This window comes from Herbaspirillum sp. meg3 (assembly GCF_002257565.1).
Taxonomy (GTDB): domain Bacteria; phylum Pseudomonadota; class Gammaproteobacteria; order Burkholderiales; family Burkholderiaceae_D; genus Herbaspirillum.
The window spans coordinates 1,948,605-1,965,154 of sequence record NZ_CP022736.1 but is presented as its reverse complement, the minus strand read 5'-3'; the positions used below and the strand labels follow the sequence as shown (position 1 = coordinate 1,965,154).

At 55.7% G+C, this 16,550-nt stretch carries 15 protein-coding genes; 2 read left to right on the top strand and 13 right to left on the bottom strand.

Annotated elements, in window-relative coordinates:
- Nucleotides 1-23 precede the first annotated feature (23 nt).
- Complete coding sequence (locus tag hmeg3_RS08940) at nt 24-905, bottom strand: LysR family transcriptional regulator (RefSeq protein ID WP_094563415.1); 882 nt, start codon at nt 903-905, stop codon at nt 24-26.
- A gap of 101 nt (nt 906-1,006) precedes the next feature.
- Between hmeg3_RS08940 and hmeg3_RS08935 the strand changes: the two genes are divergently transcribed.
- Entirely contained in the window at nt 1,007-2,191 is a 1,185-nt protein-coding gene (locus tag hmeg3_RS08935) for an MFS transporter (RefSeq protein WP_094563414.1), read from the top strand.
- A gap of 25 nt (nt 2,192-2,216) precedes the next feature.
- Nucleotides 2,217-3,272 (top strand): SDR family oxidoreductase, encoded by a 1,056-nt coding sequence (locus hmeg3_RS08930; protein WP_094563413.1) that lies wholly within the window; start codon nt 2,217-2,219, stop codon nt 3,270-3,272.
- 124 nt (nt 3,273-3,396) lie between these two features.
- On the opposite strand, the gene hmeg3_RS08925 is transcribed toward hmeg3_RS08930, so the two are convergent.
- The 12 genes from hmeg3_RS08925 to ispG all read right to left on the bottom strand — a co-directional run bounded on the left by hmeg3_RS08925 (nt 3,397) and on the right by ispG (nt 16,545).
- Nucleotides 3,397-3,933 (bottom strand): phosphoribosyltransferase, encoded by a 537-nt coding sequence (locus hmeg3_RS08925; RefSeq protein ID WP_007877294.1) that lies wholly within the window; start codon nt 3,931-3,933, stop codon nt 3,397-3,399.
- 92 nt (nt 3,934-4,025) lie between these two features.
- A complete protein-coding gene (locus tag hmeg3_RS08920; RefSeq protein ID WP_094563412.1) occupies nt 4,026-5,339 on the bottom strand; it encodes an adenylosuccinate synthase in 1,314 nt (437 codons plus the stop codon).
- Between the two features lie 3 nt (nt 5,340-5,342).
- Nucleotides 5,343-6,494 carry an ATP phosphoribosyltransferase regulatory subunit gene (locus hmeg3_RS08915; protein WP_094563411.1) on the bottom strand — a complete coding sequence of 384 codons (1,152 nt, stop codon included), beginning with the start codon at nt 6,492-6,494 and terminating at the stop codon, nt 5,343-5,345.
- A gap of 222 nt (nt 6,495-6,716) precedes the next feature.
- On the bottom strand, nt 6,717-7,601 hold the full coding sequence (gene hflC, locus hmeg3_RS08910; protein WP_094563410.1) for a protease modulator HflC: 885 nt from the start codon (nt 7,599-7,601) through the stop codon (nt 6,717-6,719).
- Nucleotides 7,601-8,923, bottom strand: coding sequence for an FtsH protease activity modulator HflK (hflK, locus tag hmeg3_RS08905; protein ID WP_094563409.1), 1,323 nt, complete (start codon nt 8,921-8,923; stop codon nt 7,601-7,603). Before hflK ends, hflC begins: the two co-directional genes overlap by 1 nt.
- Before the next feature lie 158 nt (nt 8,924-9,081).
- On the bottom strand, nt 9,082-10,209 hold the full coding sequence (gene hflX, locus hmeg3_RS08900) for a GTPase HflX (RefSeq protein ID WP_094563408.1): 1,128 nt from the start codon (nt 10,207-10,209) through the stop codon (nt 9,082-9,084).
- A 39-nt stretch (nt 10,210-10,248) separates the two neighbouring features.
- Complete coding sequence (gene hfq / locus hmeg3_RS08895) at nt 10,249-10,488, bottom strand: RNA chaperone Hfq (protein WP_034297704.1); 240 nt, start codon at nt 10,486-10,488, stop codon at nt 10,249-10,251.
- A 119-nt stretch (nt 10,489-10,607) separates the two neighbouring features.
- Nucleotides 10,608-11,948, bottom strand: coding sequence for a ribosome biogenesis GTPase Der (der, locus tag hmeg3_RS08890; protein ID WP_094563407.1), 1,341 nt, complete (start codon nt 11,946-11,948; stop codon nt 10,608-10,610).
- Nucleotides 11,949-11,954: 6 nt separating this feature from the next.
- Nucleotides 11,955-13,136 carry an outer membrane protein assembly factor BamB gene (bamB, locus tag hmeg3_RS08885; protein WP_094563406.1) on the bottom strand — a complete coding sequence of 394 codons (1,182 nt, stop codon included), beginning with the start codon at nt 13,134-13,136 and terminating at the stop codon, nt 11,955-11,957.
- A gap of 54 nt (nt 13,137-13,190) precedes the next feature.
- A complete protein-coding gene (locus hmeg3_RS08880; protein ID WP_094563405.1) occupies nt 13,191-13,841 on the bottom strand; it encodes a tetratricopeptide repeat protein in 651 nt (216 codons plus the stop codon).
- 16 nt (nt 13,842-13,857) lie between these two features.
- Nucleotides 13,858-15,207 carry a histidine--tRNA ligase gene (hisS, locus tag hmeg3_RS08875; protein ID WP_094563404.1) on the bottom strand — a complete coding sequence of 450 codons (1,350 nt, stop codon included), beginning with the start codon at nt 15,205-15,207 and terminating at the stop codon, nt 13,858-13,860.
- Between the two features lie 69 nt (nt 15,208-15,276).
- On the bottom strand, nt 15,277-16,545 hold the full coding sequence (gene ispG / locus hmeg3_RS08870) for a flavodoxin-dependent (E)-4-hydroxy-3-methylbut-2-enyl-diphosphate synthase (RefSeq protein WP_094563403.1): 1,269 nt from the start codon (nt 16,543-16,545) through the stop codon (nt 15,277-15,279).
- Nucleotides 16,546-16,550 lie beyond the last annotated feature (5 nt).

The following is a 16,550-nucleotide window of genomic DNA, read 5'->3' as shown; positions in this document are numbered from 1 at the left end:
CAGATCGGACTTACAGATCGGACTTACAGCTTGCACTGCAAAAAATCAAGAAAACAACTGATGCGTCTCGAGATTTGCGTATTCCGATAATACACAGCATGGATCTTCTGGCGAAATGCCGTATGCGACTTTTCCAGCACACGCACCAGACGCCCTTCCGCCACGTCGGCGTCCGACATGAAATTGGACAGGCAGGCAATACCCTGTCCATGGATCGCGAGATGACGGATCGTTTCCCCGCTGGAGGCACGGCATGAAGGCTTGATCGGATAGCGGTCGCCGTCTTCGTACTGCAACGGCCAGTGGTTCAACCCTTCTGGTTGCGTGAAACCGATCAGTTGGTGACTATCGAGATCCTTGACGGTCTTGGGCGTACCGTGACGTCGCAGGTATTCCGGACTGGCCAGCAGTTGCAGACGCGCGGAGGTCAACGGCTTGGCATGCAAGGAGGAATCCTGCAATTCGCCGATACGGATCGCAATGTCGGTGCGCTGCTCGACCAGATCGATGAAACGATCATTGGTCGTCAGATCCAGCTCGATGTCGGGATAGGCTTCGCGAAAAGCAGCAACGTGCGGCACGATACAGTGCAGCATGAACGGCGCGGAGGCGTCCACACGCAGCTTGCCGACCGGCTTCTGGCTGCGGATACGGATTGACTCTTCGGCGCGCTCCATGGCCGCGATGATGTCGCGCGCCTGCGCCAGGAATACCTGCCCTTCCTCCGTCAACTCCATCCGTCGCGTCGTGCGGGTGAGCAGGCTGGTGCCAAGCTTCTCTTCCAATCGCGTCAGCGCCCGGCTGATGCCCGATGTCGTCTGCTCCAGCACTTCCGCTGCGGCGCTCAGGCTGCCTGCTTCAACCACGGCGATGAAGATACGCATTTCATCCGATTGCATGGTCATTGTTGACTCCAATTCAAATATTCTTTGATTTTAACGGTATTTTTCTCAACAAAGATAGGCCTCACAATGCCATACATCAAACAACCATTGGGAGTGAAATCATGCCGATTGCTTTATGGGCGCTAGCCATCAGCGCATTTGCGATAGGAACCACGGAATTCGTCATCATGGGCCTCTTGCCCGAAGTCGCCGCCAATCTGGGTACGACCTTGTCTTCGGCCGGCCTGCTGGTCACGGGCTACGCGCTGGGCGTGTTCGTCGGCGCCCCGCTGGTCACCGCCACCACCGGAAAATTGCCGCGTAAAACCTTGCTGGTCAGCCTGATGGTGCTGTTCGTCATCGGTAACATCGGCTGTGCGATCGCGCCGGACTACGCCACGCTCATGATTTCGCGCATCATCGCTTCGTTCTCGCATGGCGCCTTCTTCGGTGTCGGCTCGGTGGTCGCCACCGGTCTGGTCGCGAAGGAAAAACAAGCCTCCGCTATTGCACTGATGTTCACCGGTTTGACCGTGGCTAACGTGCTCGGCGTGCCTTTCGGCACCTGGCTGGGCCAAGCTTACGGCTGGCGTTCGACCTTCTGGGCGGTCAGCGCCATCGGTGTTGTGGCCTTGCTGGCAACTGCGTATCTGGTGCCGCGTTCGGATGACAAGCAGGATGCCGATTTCAGCAGCGAACTGCGTGTGCTGGGTCGTCCGCAAGTGTTGCTCGGCCTGCTGATGACCGTGCTGGGCTTCGGTGGCGTGTTTGCCGCATTTACTTACATCGCCCCCATCCTGACCGACATCACCGGCTTCCAGCCTGGCGCTGTATCGCCGATCCTGTTGCTGTTCGGCGTCGGCCTGGTAGGTGGTAATCTGCTGGGCGGCAAATTTGCCGACAAGTATCTGATGCCGACGCTCGTGATAAGTCTGGTGTTACTGGCCGGCGTATTGGTGCTGTTCTCCTTCACCAGCCATTACAAGCTCGCTGCCGTGATCACCGTTGGTCTGCTGGGCGCCGCCGCTTTCGCCACTGTACCGCCACTGCAAATGCGCGTGCTTGAAAAAGCCACCGGCGCGCCGAATCTGGCATCGTCGGTCAACATCGCGGCCTTCAACCTGGGTAACGCTCTGGGTGCATGGCTAGGTGGCGTCACCATCGATCATGGCCCCGGCCTGCATGCAGTGTCGCTGGTTGCTGCATTGATCACGGCGGGCGGCCTGGTCGTGGCGCTGATCAGCTGGAAGCTGGATCGCAAAGCCGTACCGGCCGTCTCGATGAAGACTGCCAACGAAGTTTGCTAAGCCCAAACACACCAAAGTATCGACCATGAATACACAAAAAGTAGCTCTGGTAGTCGGCGCCCAAGGTGTTATCGGCCGCAACCTGATCGATCATCTGCGCGGCCTGGAAGATTGGAACATCATCGGCCTGTCGCGCCGTGGCGGCGAGTCGGACGAGCGTGTGCAGCACGTCGCCGTCGATCTGCTTGACGCTGCCGATGCGCGCTTCAAATTGGGTGGTCTCAAGCAAATCACGCATATCTTCTACGCCGCCTATCAGCATCGCCCTAGCTGGGCCGAACTGGTAGCGCCGAATCTGGCGATGCTGATGAATACGCTGGAAAGCGTCGAGGCCGTGGCAAGCAACTTGCATCACGTCAGCCTGATGCAGGGCTACAAGGTGTACGGCGGCCATCTCGGTCCGTTCAAGACCCCGGCGCGTGAAACAGATGCGCATTTCATGCCGCCGGAATTCATGTTCGACCAGCAAACCTATCTGGAGCAACGCCAGCAAGGCAAATCGTGGACCTGGTCCGGCATCCGGCCGGCGGTAGTCGGCGGTTTTGCCTTGGGTAATCCGATGAACCTGGCGCTGGCGATTGCGGTGTATGCATCGATCTCGAAAGAGCTCGGCCTGCCGTTGCGCTTCCCCGGCAAACCGGGAGCCTATGACAAACTGGTGGAGATGACGGACGCAGGATTATTGGCAAAGGCCACGGTGTGGGCGGCGACCGATCCGCGCTGCGGCAATCAGGCTTTCAACATCGGCAACGGCGACTTGTTCCGCTGGAGCGAAATGTGGCCGAAGATTGCGCGTTACTTTGATCTGGAAGTAGCGCCACCGCTGCCCTTGTCGCTGACCTCGGTCATGGCTGACAAGGCCGGCTTGTGGCAACAGATCATCGAAAAGCATGATCTCGCGCCGCACAGCTTCGCCGACTTGTCGTCGTGGGAATTCAGTGATTTTGTCTTCTCATGGGACTACGACATGTTCGGCGACAGCTCCAAGGCGCGGCGTTTCGGGTTTCATGAATATGTCGAGACCGAAGCAATGTTCATGGATATCTTCGACGACTTCCGTCGCCGCAAGATCATTCCCTGAGAAGACCAGCTGCGACGGGTATGGCGTTATCTGAACATGCTTCATACGTGCAAACCATGGACACAAAAAAAAGAGCTTACGTTATGGCGTAAGCTCTTTTTCTTTATACCGGCAGAACGACGAATTACTTCGACTCGCCCTTCTTGATCCATGCCGCCAACTGATGCGGACCAAGGCCGTCATAGTCTTCAAACGGCTGATGAATCCACGGATTGGTCGGCAGATAGTCGAGATGATAGTCCGGTTCGACGATGGAGCACGCCTTCCACCACAGCACAGCCGATTTGATTTCGGTCACGGCCGGATAGTGCTCCTTGAGGTGCATCTGGACCTTTTGCAGGGTCACGCCGGAATCAACCAGATCGTCCACCAGCAAGACGCGGCCCGACAGGCTGCCCTTGGTGATGGTGATGTACTTGGCGATGTCCAGGCTGCTGCGAATAGTGCCGGCCGCTTCACGGTAGGAACTGGTCGACAGAATCGCCAGCGGCACGTCGAAGATGCGCGAGAACACATCGCCGGGACGCAAGCCGCCACGCGCCAGACACAATACCTGATCGAACTGCCAGCCTGATTCATAGACTTTCAGGGCCAGTTTTTCGATGCTGCGATTGTAGTCATCCCAGGAGACCCACAGGTCTTTATCGTCGGATATTTTCATTTTTGAGTACTCGTCTTACGGAATTGCTTTTCTTGTGAGAACGGCGAACAACAGGTTGTTCGCCGTTGGTACTGAATTGGTTGATTACTGGATTACTTGAACGGATGGCGCAAAACGATGGTCTCTTCGCGGTCAGGACCGGTGGAAATCATGTCGATAGGCACGCCGACCAGTTCTTCAATGCGCTTGATATAGGCACGTGCATTGGCAGGCAGGCCGTCCAGCGATTGTACGCCGACGGTGGATTCTTTCCAGCCCGGCATTTCTTCGTAGATTGGCTGGCAGGCAGCTGCTTCTTCAGCCCCGACCGGGAAGATGTCCACGGTCTTGCCGTTGAGAGTGTAGCCGGTGCACAGCTTGAGCGACTCGAGGCCGTCCAGCACGTCGAGCTTGGTCAGGCACATGCCGGACACGCCATTGATCTGGACCGAACGCTTCAGCAACGCTGCATCGAACCAGCCGCAACGACGTGCGCGACCGGTTACGGTGCCGAACTCGTGGCCGACGGACGCCAGATGCTTGCCTACGCCTTCGTCAGTCGGCAGTTCTGCCGGGAACGGGCCGGAACCGACACGGGTGGTGTAAGCCTTGGTAATGCCCATCACGTAATGCAGCATGTCAGGACCGACACCCGCACCTGCGGCGGCATTGCCGGCCACGCAGTTGCTCGAAGTCACGAAGGGATACGTGCCGTGGTCGACGTCCAGCAAACTGCCTTGCGCACCTTCGAACAGCAGGTTAGCGCCCTCTTGATTGGCGATGTGCAGATCGTTGGAGACATCGGCAACCATCGGCTTCAAACGGGGCACGTTGGCCAGCGCATCGTCCAGTGTCTTCTGGAAATCCACCGGCTGAGTCTTCAGGTATTGGGTCAGGACGAAGTTATGGTAGTCCAGGTTTTCCAGCAGCTTTTCGGCAAAACGCTTTTCGTTGAGCAGATCGGCAACACGGATCGCGCGACGAGCAACCTTGTCTTCGTAGGCGGGGCCGATGCCCTTGCCTGTTGTGCCGATCTTGGCGGCGCCGCGAGCAGCTTCGCGCGCAACGTCCAATGCAACGTGGTAAGGCAGGATCAGCGGACAGGCTGCGGAGACTTTGAGGCGCGAAGCGACTTCGACGCCGGCAGCTTCCAGCTTGTCGATTTCACGCAGCAGATCAGGCACGGACAAGACCACACCATTGCCGATATAGCAAGCCACGCCGGCACGCATGATGCCCGACGGAATCAGTTGCAGAGCAGTCTTTTTACCGCCGATAACCAGGGTATGGCCTGCATTGTGACCACCTTGGAAACGCACCACGCCTTGCGCGTGATCGGTCAGCCAATCGACGATCTTACCCTTACCTTCATCGCCCCACTGAGTACCAATGACGACGACGTTCTTTGCATTGCTTTTCTGTAACATGGCTTAACCTAAGTTTTTGATAATCCAATTTCCATTGCTGAGCTCCACTGCGCGATCGCAATCAAACTCGTCCTGGTCGTTTTCGTGTCCGGGGAGGCTCTGAATTACAATTTCCCCGTCCCGACGCAATTCCGCTATTTTCTCACGCAAACCCGCCTCGGTACCCCATGGGGCACGAATTGCACGTTTTCTTTCCGCTCCGGGCATCAGACGTGCCAATTCGCGCAAATCCATGGAAAAACCGGTTGCCGGACGCGCACGTCCGAACGCTTCGCCGACGTGGTCGTAACGGCCACCGCGCACTACCGCATTGGGCAGGCCCGGCACGTAAGCGGCAAACATCACCCCGCTGTGATAGTGGTAACCGCGCAAATCCGCCAGATCGATGGTGACGTTGGCTTCGCCGGCCAGTTGCGCCAGCGCCTTCAGTTCATCCAGCGCCTGGGCGATGCCGGGCAACGACGGCAAGACCTTGCGGGCGCGTTCGATGACTTCGATATCGCCATACAGACCGGGAAGCGCCAACAACGCGTCACGTGTGACGGGCTGATAATCTTTGGTCAATACTTGCAAGCCGGGAATATCTTTGGATTCCAGCAAAGCAAACAGCTGCGCCGCTTGCTTGTTTGCCTTGTCGTCGTTGGCGATGATGGCGCGCAACACACCGACGTGGCAGAGATCCAGACGAACTTTGGCGATGCCAGCCAGTGCCAGCGAAGCCAGCGCCAATTCCTGAATCTCGGCATCAGCTTCCAATCCGGCGTGACCATAGATCTCAGCACCGATCTGCAACGGTTCGCGCGTTGCATGCAGGCCGGATGGACGTGTATGCAACACGCTGCCGGCGTAGCACAGGCGAGTCACCGAATCGCGGTTGAGCAAATGTGCATCGATACGCGCCACCTGCGTCGTCATGTCGGCACGCACACCCAGCGTACGTCCCGACAGCTGATCAACCAGCTTGAAGGTGCGCAGATCAGTATCTTGCCCCGCCCCCGTCAACAGAGACTCAAGGTATTCGAGCAGCGGCGGCATAACCATTTCGTAGCCATACAGGCGGAAATTGTCGAGCATGCGACGGCGCAACTCCTCAATCTTGCGCGCTTCGGACGGCAAGACATCGGCGATATTTTCAGGAAGAAGCCAGTTCGGCATAAAACAAATCAATCAGAAAAATGTGTTTAACAATGCATTCAAGCAACGCCCTTCTTACACGCGGCAAGGCACACACGTCAAAAGACGTGCATGCCTTGTAAAAATCGCATTCAATCAGGGAAACAAATATGCAGACCACAAAATGGAAAGATGCCCTCAACAAGCAGCATCAGTCCTCACCATCCTAGCCCTGCATATTACGATCTTGCTATCGGTCTTGCCTTATTTCTTGGTGCTGACGCCTCCCACACCCTTGAAATATTTGAAGAACTCGGAATTAGGATCCACTACCATCAAGTCATGCCGGTTCTTGAAACTGGCGCGGTACGCCTCAAGACTGCGATAGAACTTGTAAAACTCGGGATTCTGCCCGAACGCCTGGGCATAAATCTGGGACGCCTTGGCATCGCCGGCGCCGCGAATCTTTTCCGCATCGCGATACGCTTCCGCCAGAATCACAACACGTTGACGATCAGCATCGGCGCGAATCTTTTCCGACTCGGCAGCACCGGTCGAACGCAATTCATTAGCGACACGGGCGCGCTCAGACTTCATCCGGTCATAGACCGAATTATTGATCTGATCGACATAGTCAACGCGGCGCAAGCGCACATCGATAATCTCGGCACCGATCTGTTTGGCTTCGATCGCGACTTTGCGCTGGATTGCATCCATGACCTTGCCACGCTCGCCGGAGATCACTTCACGCACAGTGCGCTTGGTGATTTCTTCGTTCAGGGCAGCCTTGACGATCTGCGACAGACGATCCTGAGCGCGACGGTCGTCACCGCCGAAGCTGATGAAGTACAGGCGCGGATCGACGATGCGCCATTTGACGAACGAGTCAACAAGCACGTTTTTCTTCTCGGCCGTGATGAAACGATCGGCATCTGGCGTATCCAGAGTCTGGATGCGCTTGTCGAGATAGATCACGTTCTGGAACGGTGGCGGCAATTTGAAATGCAGGCCGGGATCAGTCACGACTTGCTTGACCTCACCAAGGGCAAACACAATCGCAGACTGGCGTTGCTCGACGACGAAGATCGTCGACGACAGCAGCCAGAGGGCAACGATGACGGCAATAACGCTGGTAATCAGGCGGCTCATTAGCGCACCTCGCGATCACGGGAATCACGTGCATCCCGATTGCGGGAGTCACGCTGAACATCGACTGAATACACTGGGTCGCTTCCTGGAAGTGTTGGCGTTGTCGCTGCTACAGCCGGCGCGGTTGCCGGCTTAGCCGCATTGGTGGCATTGGCGCTGTCGGTTTGCTGAATCAGCTTGTCCAATGGCAAATACAACAGATTATTGCCGCTCTTGGCGTCCACCATGACCTTGGTCGTATTGGTGAAGATCTGCTGCATTGTTTCCAGATACATACGGTCACGCGTTACTGCAGGCGCTTTCTGGTATTCCTCCAGAACCTGCTTGAAACGTGCGCCATCGCCCTCTGCGTTGGCGACGATGCGCGAACGGTAGGCTTCTGCTTCCTCCAGCAAACGGGATGCGGCACCGCTGGCCTTTGGAATCACATCGTTGGCGTAAGCCTGACCTTCATTCTTTTGGCGCTCGCGATCCTGACCAGCTTTGACGGCATCATCAAATGCTGCCTGCACTTGCTCCGGCGGTTGCACACCTTGCATGGTGACATTGGTGATCTGCACGCCGGACTTGTAGCGATCCAGAATCTGTTGCATCAGTTGACCGACGTCGAGCGCAACCTTTTCACGGCCTTCGTAGAGAACGAAGTCCATCTTGCTGCGGCCGACGATTTCGCGAATCGCAGTTTCAGCAACCTGGCGCACAGTTTCATCCTGATCGCGATTGTTGAACAGCCATTCGGCGGCATTCTTGAGTTTGTATTGCACCGCGAACTGGATATCGATGATGTTTTCATCATCGGTCAGCATCAGTGCTTCTTTGAGTTGCTTGTTCTTGGCGTTGCTGCGATAGCCGATTTCCGCCGTGCGCACTTGCGAAACATTGACGATCTCATGGCTTTGCACCGGATACGGCCAACGCCAGTTAAAGCCTGGCAATGTCGTGTGGCTGTATTTGCCGAAGGTCATGACGACTGCGGTCTGGCCTTCCTGCACAATGAAGAAGCCGCTGGCCAGCCAGAGGAAGGCAACGATCACAGCAATGACGCCGGCACCGATGCCGGCACCTTTGATGTCACCGCGATTGAAATTGCCGTCGCCGTTGTCGGAACCTCCACCGCCGCGCTTGCCGAACAAACGGCTTATACGCTGATTGAAGTCACGCCAGAGTTGATCAAGATCCGGAGGTCCGTCTTCCGGCTTCTTGTTGCCGTTACCACCGTTATTCTGATTTTGACGGTTATTGTCATCTTGCGAACCGCGCCCCCATTGAGGGTCGTTCAGCGAGAATTTCAAACCGAGTTTTTTGAATAGAGAAACAAGCATGCGTTGCGATCCGGCTTAATTATTAAATTGAATCAAAAGGGAATGCCCGCCAACTTCGGGAACTGCTTGATCTAACTCTGCCAGCTCTGTGACCAAGCTCAACGATCAGGCTTGCTGATCACACTCGATCAAAGTACCCGCCGAACGACTGAAGCGACCTAATGCGCGTGCACATCTTGAGAATCGACAACCTGAGACTGCGCACCCCTGCGCGCCTCGATTGAAGACCTGAGTGAATCGGCAATTGCTTGCCGCAATAAATCCAGGCCTGCACCGGTTTTCGCACTAATAAAAACCCGGTGGATTCTACCATACTCGTCATACTCGACTGCCGGTTCCAGCTCGGCAGCGTCGATCTTGTTCCAGATCAGAATCTGCGGAATATGATCCGCTCCGATCTCTTTGAGCACCAGATTGACCTGCTCAATTTGCTCCATCCGCACCGGACTTGCCGCATCGACAACGTGCAACAGCAAATCAGCGTGAATAGTTTCTTCCAGGGTTGCCCGGAAAGCAGCCACCAATTGGTGAGGCAATTCGCGGATAAAACCGACCGTGTCGGAAATCACGACATGACCGACTTCCCCGAGGTAGACGCGGCGCGAAGTCGTATCCAGAGTCGCAAACAACTGATTTGCAGCATAAACGCCCGCTTTGGCCATGGCGTTGAAGACCGTGGATTTTCCGGCATTGGTATAGCCGACCAGAGAAACTGAAAACGTATCGTTGCGACCACGTGCGCGGCGTTGCGTGGCATGTTGACGATGCAACTTTGCCAATTGGCCGCGTAAAGCCTTGACGCGATCGCCAAGCAAACGACGGTCGGTCTCGAGTTGCGTTTCACCTGGCCCGCGCAAACCGATACCACCCTTTTGCCGTTCCAAGTGAGTCCAGCCGCGAATAAGGCGTGTCGCCAAATGTTGCAGCTGCGCCAACTCGACCTGAACCTTGCCTTCATGGCTTTTGGCGCGTTGTGCAAAGATATCGAGAATCAGGCTGGTGCGATCAAGTACACGCGTCTTCAAGACACGCTCAAGATTGCGCTGCTGAGCGGGAGATAAAGCGTGATTGAAGATAACAATGTCGAGTTGCAGGTCGGCGACGGCGTCGGCGACTTCTTGCGCCTTGCCGGAACCAACAAACAAGGCTGCGTCCGGACTGGCACGCTTGCCTGTAATGGTGGTAACAGGCTCGGCGCCAGCGGACTTGGCCAGCAAAAACAGTTCATCCAGACTTGCAGCAAAATCACTTTTGCCGAAATCCAGGCCGACTAGCGCGGCACGCATATCAGTATGCACACGGCATAGCGCCGGCTGGATAAACCATTATTCCGCTTCTGCCGAATCGAGGCTCAGATTGACGGCGCGGGCTGGTACGACGGTGGAAATGGCGTGTTTGTATACCATTTGGGTGACGGTGTTGCGCAGCAGGACGACGTACTGGTCGAACGACTCCACGTGACCTTGCAGTTTGATGCCGTTTACCAAATAAATGGAAACGGGGACGTGTTCTTTTCTTAAGGCATTAAGAAATGGGTCTTGTAACAATTGCCCTTTGTTGCTCATGGCAGCTCCACTGTGTTGTTGTGATTAGGATTTGGAGGCACCTGAGAAAATTTCAAGTGCTTTACCAATCTACGCGTTATGAATGTAAACGATTTCCTACCTACCGCCAAGATTGGTAACTATTTATCTTGGCGAATGAAAGGATTCTTGCTCGAGCGGAACTCGATACGGAGTGGAGTGCCAACCAACGAGAAAGTTTCACGAAAATGTTTTTCGAGATAACGTTTGTAGCTCTCGTCCACGCCTTCAAGTGCGTTGCCGTGGATCACCACGACAGGTGGATTCATGCCGCCCTGATGCGCGTAGCGCAGTTTCGGACGAATGGATCCCTTGCGGCGAGGTTGCTGATGTTCGACAGCTTCAATCAGCGCACGCGTAAGTTTCGGCGTGGTCAGGTTGGACATCGCGGCGGCATAAGCCGAGTCGATGGACTTCATCAGCGGGCCGATGCCGGTGGACTTCAGCGCGGAGATGAAATGAAATTTCGCGAACGACAGGAAGCTTAGCTTGCGCTCCAGATCCATCTTGATTTCGTCGCGACGATCGCTCTGCAGACCATCCCACTTGTTGATGCCGACCACCAGCGCGCGGCCTGACTCCAGCACAAACCCGGCTATGTGAGCATCTTGCTCGGAAATATCTTGTTGTGCATCGAGGAGCAGCAAGACGACGTTGGTTTCCGAGATCGATTGCAGCGTCTTCACGACGGAAAACTTCTCAATCGCTTCAAACACCTTACCGCGACGACGGATGCCCGCCGTGTCGATCAAAGTATATTGCTTGCCGTCGCGCTCGAAGGGAATTTCGATCGAGTCACGGGTCGTACCCGGCATGTCGAAAGCGATGACGCGCTCTTCGCCGAGCAAGGTATTGACCAGTGTCGACTTACCCACGTTCGGACGGCCGACGATGGCGATCTTGATGCCGCGCGCGACGTCAACTTCTTCACCGAGATCGGGGCGCTGAGCAACGGCGATATCCAAAGCCTCATCGACCAGATCGGCAACACCGTCGCCGTGTGCCGCAGAGATCACATACGGATCGCCCAAGCCTAGCTCATAGAAATCGGCGGTCACCGAGGTGTATTTCATACCCTCGGCCTTATTGACCACCAGCATGACCGAACGGCCCGATTTGCGCAGAAAATCTGTGATGGTCTTATCGTGCGGGGTCAGCCCCTGGCGACCATCAACAATAAATATCACGATATCGGCCTCGACCACCGCCTGCTTGGTCTGTTTGGCCATTTCAAACATGATGCCCTCTTTGGCAACCGGCTCGAAACCACCGGTATCGATCACCAAAAAGGGGCGTTCGCCGACACGGCCTTCGCCGTAGTGACGATCCCGGGTCAACCCGGGCAAGTCTGCGACCAGCGCATCACGTGAACGGGTGAGCCGATTAAACAATGTCGACTTACCGACATTGGGACGACCAACAAGTGCAATAACCGGCTTCATTAAATATTATTCTGCCGCCAAGGCGACCAGTGTTCCTGCTTGAGTTTGAAAAACGACGTTTTGCCCAGCGGCAATCGGCGTCACTTGAATCGGGCTGCCGTCAGTACTTGTACGCGCGACGAAAGAACCATCGTCACGCGACAAGAAATGGATGTAACCCTGATAATCGCCCACTGCGACCGCTTTGCCAACAGCAATCGGCGCGGACAGACGGCGATAAGACAACTTGGTGTTGTGCCACATGGAGGCACCGGTATCGCGAACGAACTCGGTCACGCCGCCCTTGTCATCTGCGGCGTAGACATAACGATCATCCAGCGTCACGCCGGAGTCGCTCGAAAACTCTTTGCCCCAGCGAACGTTGCCATTGCTGACATCGAAACAGCCGATACGCCCCTGATATGCCACTGCGCAAACGTCGCGCACACCCAGGGCCGGCACGCCGGACACGTCGGCGATACGTTCGAGTTCGGTCGTACCACGCGGATCGCCCACGGCGACTTCCCAGCGTGGACCACCGTTATTCAATGCCAGAGCGGACAAACGACCGCCCGGCAACGCAACGTAGGCGCTCTGCGAATCCAGCACGATGCCGGGCGCCGTACGCAATGTCAGCGTCGGCAACGGGCGCAGGATGCTCCAGCGACGCGTGCCGTTTTCAGCATCGAATGCGGTGATGCGGTTGTCGATACTACGCACGACGACCAGACCATAGCCAACCGCTGGTGCGGACAATACTTCGGTCGGCGCCGATGCCTTCCACAGCGACTTGCCGCTGGCGTCGAACGCCTGAACAATGCCCTTCTCGCCCACAACTGCAACCGTATTGCCGTCGCTGCCGACACCTGCGGTCAATGACCCGGCACTGATGCGCCACATGGCTTGACCAGTCGCTGCGTTCACACGTACGACAGTACCATCAGCTCCTGCAGCAAAAATGCTGTCAGCGGCATAAACCGGGCTGAATTGAAAATTACCTGCCTTGCCTACCGAAGTCGTCCAGACAGTTTTAGTGCGCAAAGTTTGCTTGAACTCAACCAAGGCCGCCGGTGGATTGACTTCCTTCTTGCTGGAAAACAGCGAGCAACCCGACAACAGAGCAACTGCAGCCAATGCGCTCAATTTGACAGCCAACGAACCTGCACGCATGGAAACGACTTGTGATTCGACTTGTGACTCACGACGCATATTGTTTTTCCTCTTACCGAATTTCACGATGTTGGAGTGCGGTTATAGCGATGATCAGGCTGCAGCTTTGGCTGGAGCGCCGCCGATAGCATCAAGTTTCAACTGAATCAGTTGACGGCCCGGGCTGCGTGGGTCTGTCTTGTCCAGCGCCAGCTGATAGGCGGCACGTGCTTCATCACGCTTATCCTGGGCTACCAGAATATCCCCCTTGCGATCCGCAACCGCACCGGCAAACTGCGCAGGAAAATCACCCGCAAGCAGCTTGAGAGCGTCGTCATAGGCCTTGGCGTCGAGCAGCAAACCGGCCATGCGAATTGACGCAATTGCCTTGTATTCCGCATCACGGCCATGGTCAATCACCCATTGCAGCTGCTTCTTGGCTGTTTCAGTATCGTTGGCATCAAAGGCCACCTTGGCAGACACCAGCGCACTCATTTGCGCATAGGCAGTACCGCTGAACTTGTCCTGCATATCGGTCGCTGCGCGCAATACCTTGGCATTGTCCTTGGCTTCGACAGCACGCTGCTGCTCGTCGTAAAGCTGCGATGCTTGCTGCGATTGCTTGTTCAGATAAATATTCCAGCCGCTCCATGCTGCATAAGCGGCCAGCGCAATGATCAACACCCAGGTCAGAAGATTGCCGTACTTGCTCCACCAAGCCTTGATGGAAGCCAACTGTTCTTGTTCTTCGAGATCGTATGCCATGAAATATGTCTAAAAATTAAGGGTGATAATGAACGTGGTCGTGATCATGGTCGTGGTCGCCGACAATTTGATCCACCACATAGTCAGGCACGCCATCGAATGGAATCGTGACCTGCTGGGTATTTTCGCCTTCTGCCGTGCGCAGGCTCTTGACTGTTGCCGTCGCATTCGCGACTTCGTCTTCGCCGATGATGACTGCAAACGCAGCACCGCTGGCATCGGCCTTCTTCATCTGCGACTTGAAGCTGCCGCCGGCGCTCGCCGATGCGCAATGTAGCACAACATCCAACCCGGCACTGCGCAATCTTTCTGCCATTACAAAGGATTGCAATTGCGCGGCTTCGCCTTGATGGACCAGATAGATGTCGCATTGGTTCGGCGCATATTGCTCGCCGCTGGCCTTCATCAACTCCAGCAAACGCTCGACACCCATCGCAAAACCACAGGCGGGAGTCGGCTTGCCGCCGAACATTTCGATCAAGGGATCGTAACGGCCGCCGCCGCAAACCGTACCTTGCGAGCCGAGCTGATCGGTCACCCATTCGAACACGGTGCGGTTGTAATAATCCATGCCGCGCACCAGGCGCGGATTAATCGTGAACGGAATATTGTTGTGGTTCAGGATCTTTTGCACGCCTTCGAAATGCGCGCGCGATTCTTCACCCAGATAATCCAGCAACTTGGGTGCCGCATTGACCATGTCTTGCATCGTTGGATTCTTGGTATCCAGAATGCGCAATGGATTCGAATGCAGACGGCGCTGCGCATCGGTATCGAGCAACTCTTTGTGTTGTTCGAAATAGGCAATCAGATCTGTGCGATGCTTGTTGCGCTCTTCTGCATTACCAATGGAGTTGAGCTCCAGGCGAATGTCTTCCAGACCGAGATCGTCCCACAGACGCTGACACATCATGATCAGTTCGGCATCGATATCCGGGCCGGTGAAACCCAGCGCTTCGGCACCGACCTGATGGAACTGCCGATAGCGGCCGCGCTGCGGCTTTTCGTGACGAAACATTGGCCCTGTGTACCACAGACGCTTGGGGCCATCATAAGTCAGGTTGTGCTCAAGCGCGGCACGTACCACGCTGGCGGTGCTTTCAGGACGCAGGGTCAGGTTGTCGCCGTTCAACGAATCGGTGAAGGAATACATTTCCTTCTCAACGATATCGGTAACTTCGCCCAAACCGCGCGAGAACAAGGCGGTCGGTTCAACGATCGGTGTACGGATTTGCTGGAAGCCGTAGCTCTTCAACACCGAGTGCACGGTGTTCTCAAACAATTCCCACAACGGCGCATCAGCAGGAAGAATGTCATTCATTCCTTTGACGCCGACGATTTTTTCGATTTTCTTATTTTCAGACATGCTTGTATTCAGTAAGTTATGTCGCCGACGATGCCCGGATTTTCCAGGAGGCCGACTACCACTGCGACCTCAGGCCGCTGTTTGTTTGCTGTAATGCGATTGCACGTATTCCAATACGATGGACTGGAATTCCTCTGCGATACGATCGCCACGCAGGGTCATACGCTTTTCGCCATCGATGAAAACAGGTGCCGCAGGAGATTCGCCTGTTCCAGGCAAACTGATACCGATGTTCGCATGCTTGGATTCACCAGGGCCGTTCACGATACAACCCATGACAGCCACGTTCATGCTCTCGACACCAGGATAAACACCCTTCCATACCGGCATCTGCTCACGCAGATAGGTCTGGATCTTGTCTGCCAGATCCTGGAATACTGTTGACGTCGTACGGCCGCAGCCAGGGCAAGCAATCACCATCGGCGTAAACTTGCGCAAGCCCATGGTTTGCAGAATTTCCTGACCGACGATGACTTCACGAGTACGGTCACCGCCCGGTTCCGGTGTGAGCGAAATACGGATGGTGTCGCCGATACCTTCCTGCAACAACACCGACAATGCTGCCGTGGAAGCAACGATACCTTTGCTACCCATGCCGGCTTCGGTCAAACCCAGGTGCAAAGGATAATCGCAACGGCGCGCCAGCTCGCGATACACAGCGATCAAATCCTGCACGCCCGATACCTTGCAGGACAAAATAATCTTGTTGCCATCCATGCCCAGTTCTTCCGCACGCTGGGCGTTTTCAATCGCTGATGTCACCAGCGCTTCATACATCACCGCTTGCGCCGGCCATGGTTCTTTACGCTGAGCGTTTTCATCCATGATGCGCGCCAGCAGCGCCTGATCGAGGCTCCCCCAGTTGACGCCGATTCGCACGGGCTTATCGTAGCGGCAAGCGACTTCGATCATCTGTGCAAACTGGGTGTCGCGCTTGGCGCCCTTCCCCACATTGCCCGGATTGATACGGTACTTTGACAACGCCTGTGCGCAATCGGGATAGTCGTTCAACAGCGTGTGGCCGTTGTAATGAAAATCGCCGACCAGCGGCACATCTACACCCATACGATCCAATTGTTCGCGAATCGCCGGCACAGCGGCTGCAGCTTCGGGCGAATTAACCGTAATGCGCACGACTTCGGAACCCGCACGGGCAAGATCCTTGATCTGAATCGCCGTACCTATGGCATCGGCAGTATCAGTATTGGTCATCGACTGCACCATGACTGGCGCGCCACCGCCTACGACAACTTGCCGATCACCATAACTGATGACGGCACGACGGCGTTGGCGGCGAGCCAGCGGGCCTGATGCAATCGGAAAAGATGAAGATGACATACTTT

Coding starts and splice junctions, on each gene's coding strand:
- hflX (WP_094563408.1), bottom strand. CDS start 10,209: ATGCGTGCCGCGCTAGTCGGCCTGGATTTCGGCAAAAGTGATTTTGCT.
- hmeg3_RS08925 (WP_007877294.1), bottom strand. CDS start 3,933: ATGAAAATATCCGACGATAAAGACCTGTGGGTCTCCTGGGATGACTAC.
- hfq (WP_034297704.1), bottom strand. CDS start 10,488: ATGAGCAACAAAGGGCAATTGTTACAAGACCCATTTCTTAATGCCTTA.
- hmeg3_RS08930 (WP_094563413.1), top strand. CDS start 2,217: ATGAATACACAAAAAGTAGCTCTGGTAGTCGGCGCCCAAGGTGTTATC.
- der (WP_094563407.1), bottom strand. CDS start 11,948: ATGAAGCCGGTTATTGCACTTGTTGGTCGTCCCAATGTCGGTAAGTCG.
- hmeg3_RS08940 (WP_094563415.1), bottom strand. CDS start 905: ATGACCATGCAATCGGATGAAATGCGTATCTTCATCGCCGTGGTTGAA.
- hisS (WP_094563404.1), bottom strand. CDS start 15,207: ATGTCTGAAAATAAGAAAATCGAAAAAATCGTCGGCGTCAAAGGAATG.
- hmeg3_RS08915 (WP_094563411.1), bottom strand. CDS start 6,494: ATGCCGAACTGGCTTCTTCCTGAAAATATCGCCGATGTCTTGCCGTCC.
- bamB (WP_094563406.1), bottom strand. CDS start 13,136: ATGCGTCGTGAGTCACAAGTCGAATCACAAGTCGTTTCCATGCGTGCA.
- ispG (WP_094563403.1), bottom strand. CDS start 16,545: ATGTCATCTTCATCTTTTCCGATTGCATCAGGCCCGCTGGCTCGCCGC.
- hmeg3_RS08880 (WP_094563405.1), bottom strand. CDS start 13,841: ATGGCATACGATCTCGAAGAACAAGAACAGTTGGCTTCCATCAAGGCT.
- hflK (WP_094563409.1), bottom strand. CDS start 8,923: ATGCTTGTTTCTCTATTCAAAAAACTCGGTTTGAAATTCTCGCTGAAC.
- hflC (WP_094563410.1), bottom strand. CDS start 7,601: ATGAGCCGCCTGATTACCAGCGTTATTGCCGTCATCGTTGCCCTCTGG.
- hmeg3_RS08920 (WP_094563412.1), bottom strand. CDS start 5,339: ATGTTACAGAAAAGCAATGCAAAGAACGTCGTCGTCATTGGTACTCAG.
- hmeg3_RS08935 (WP_094563414.1), top strand. CDS start 1,007: ATGCCGATTGCTTTATGGGCGCTAGCCATCAGCGCATTTGCGATAGGA.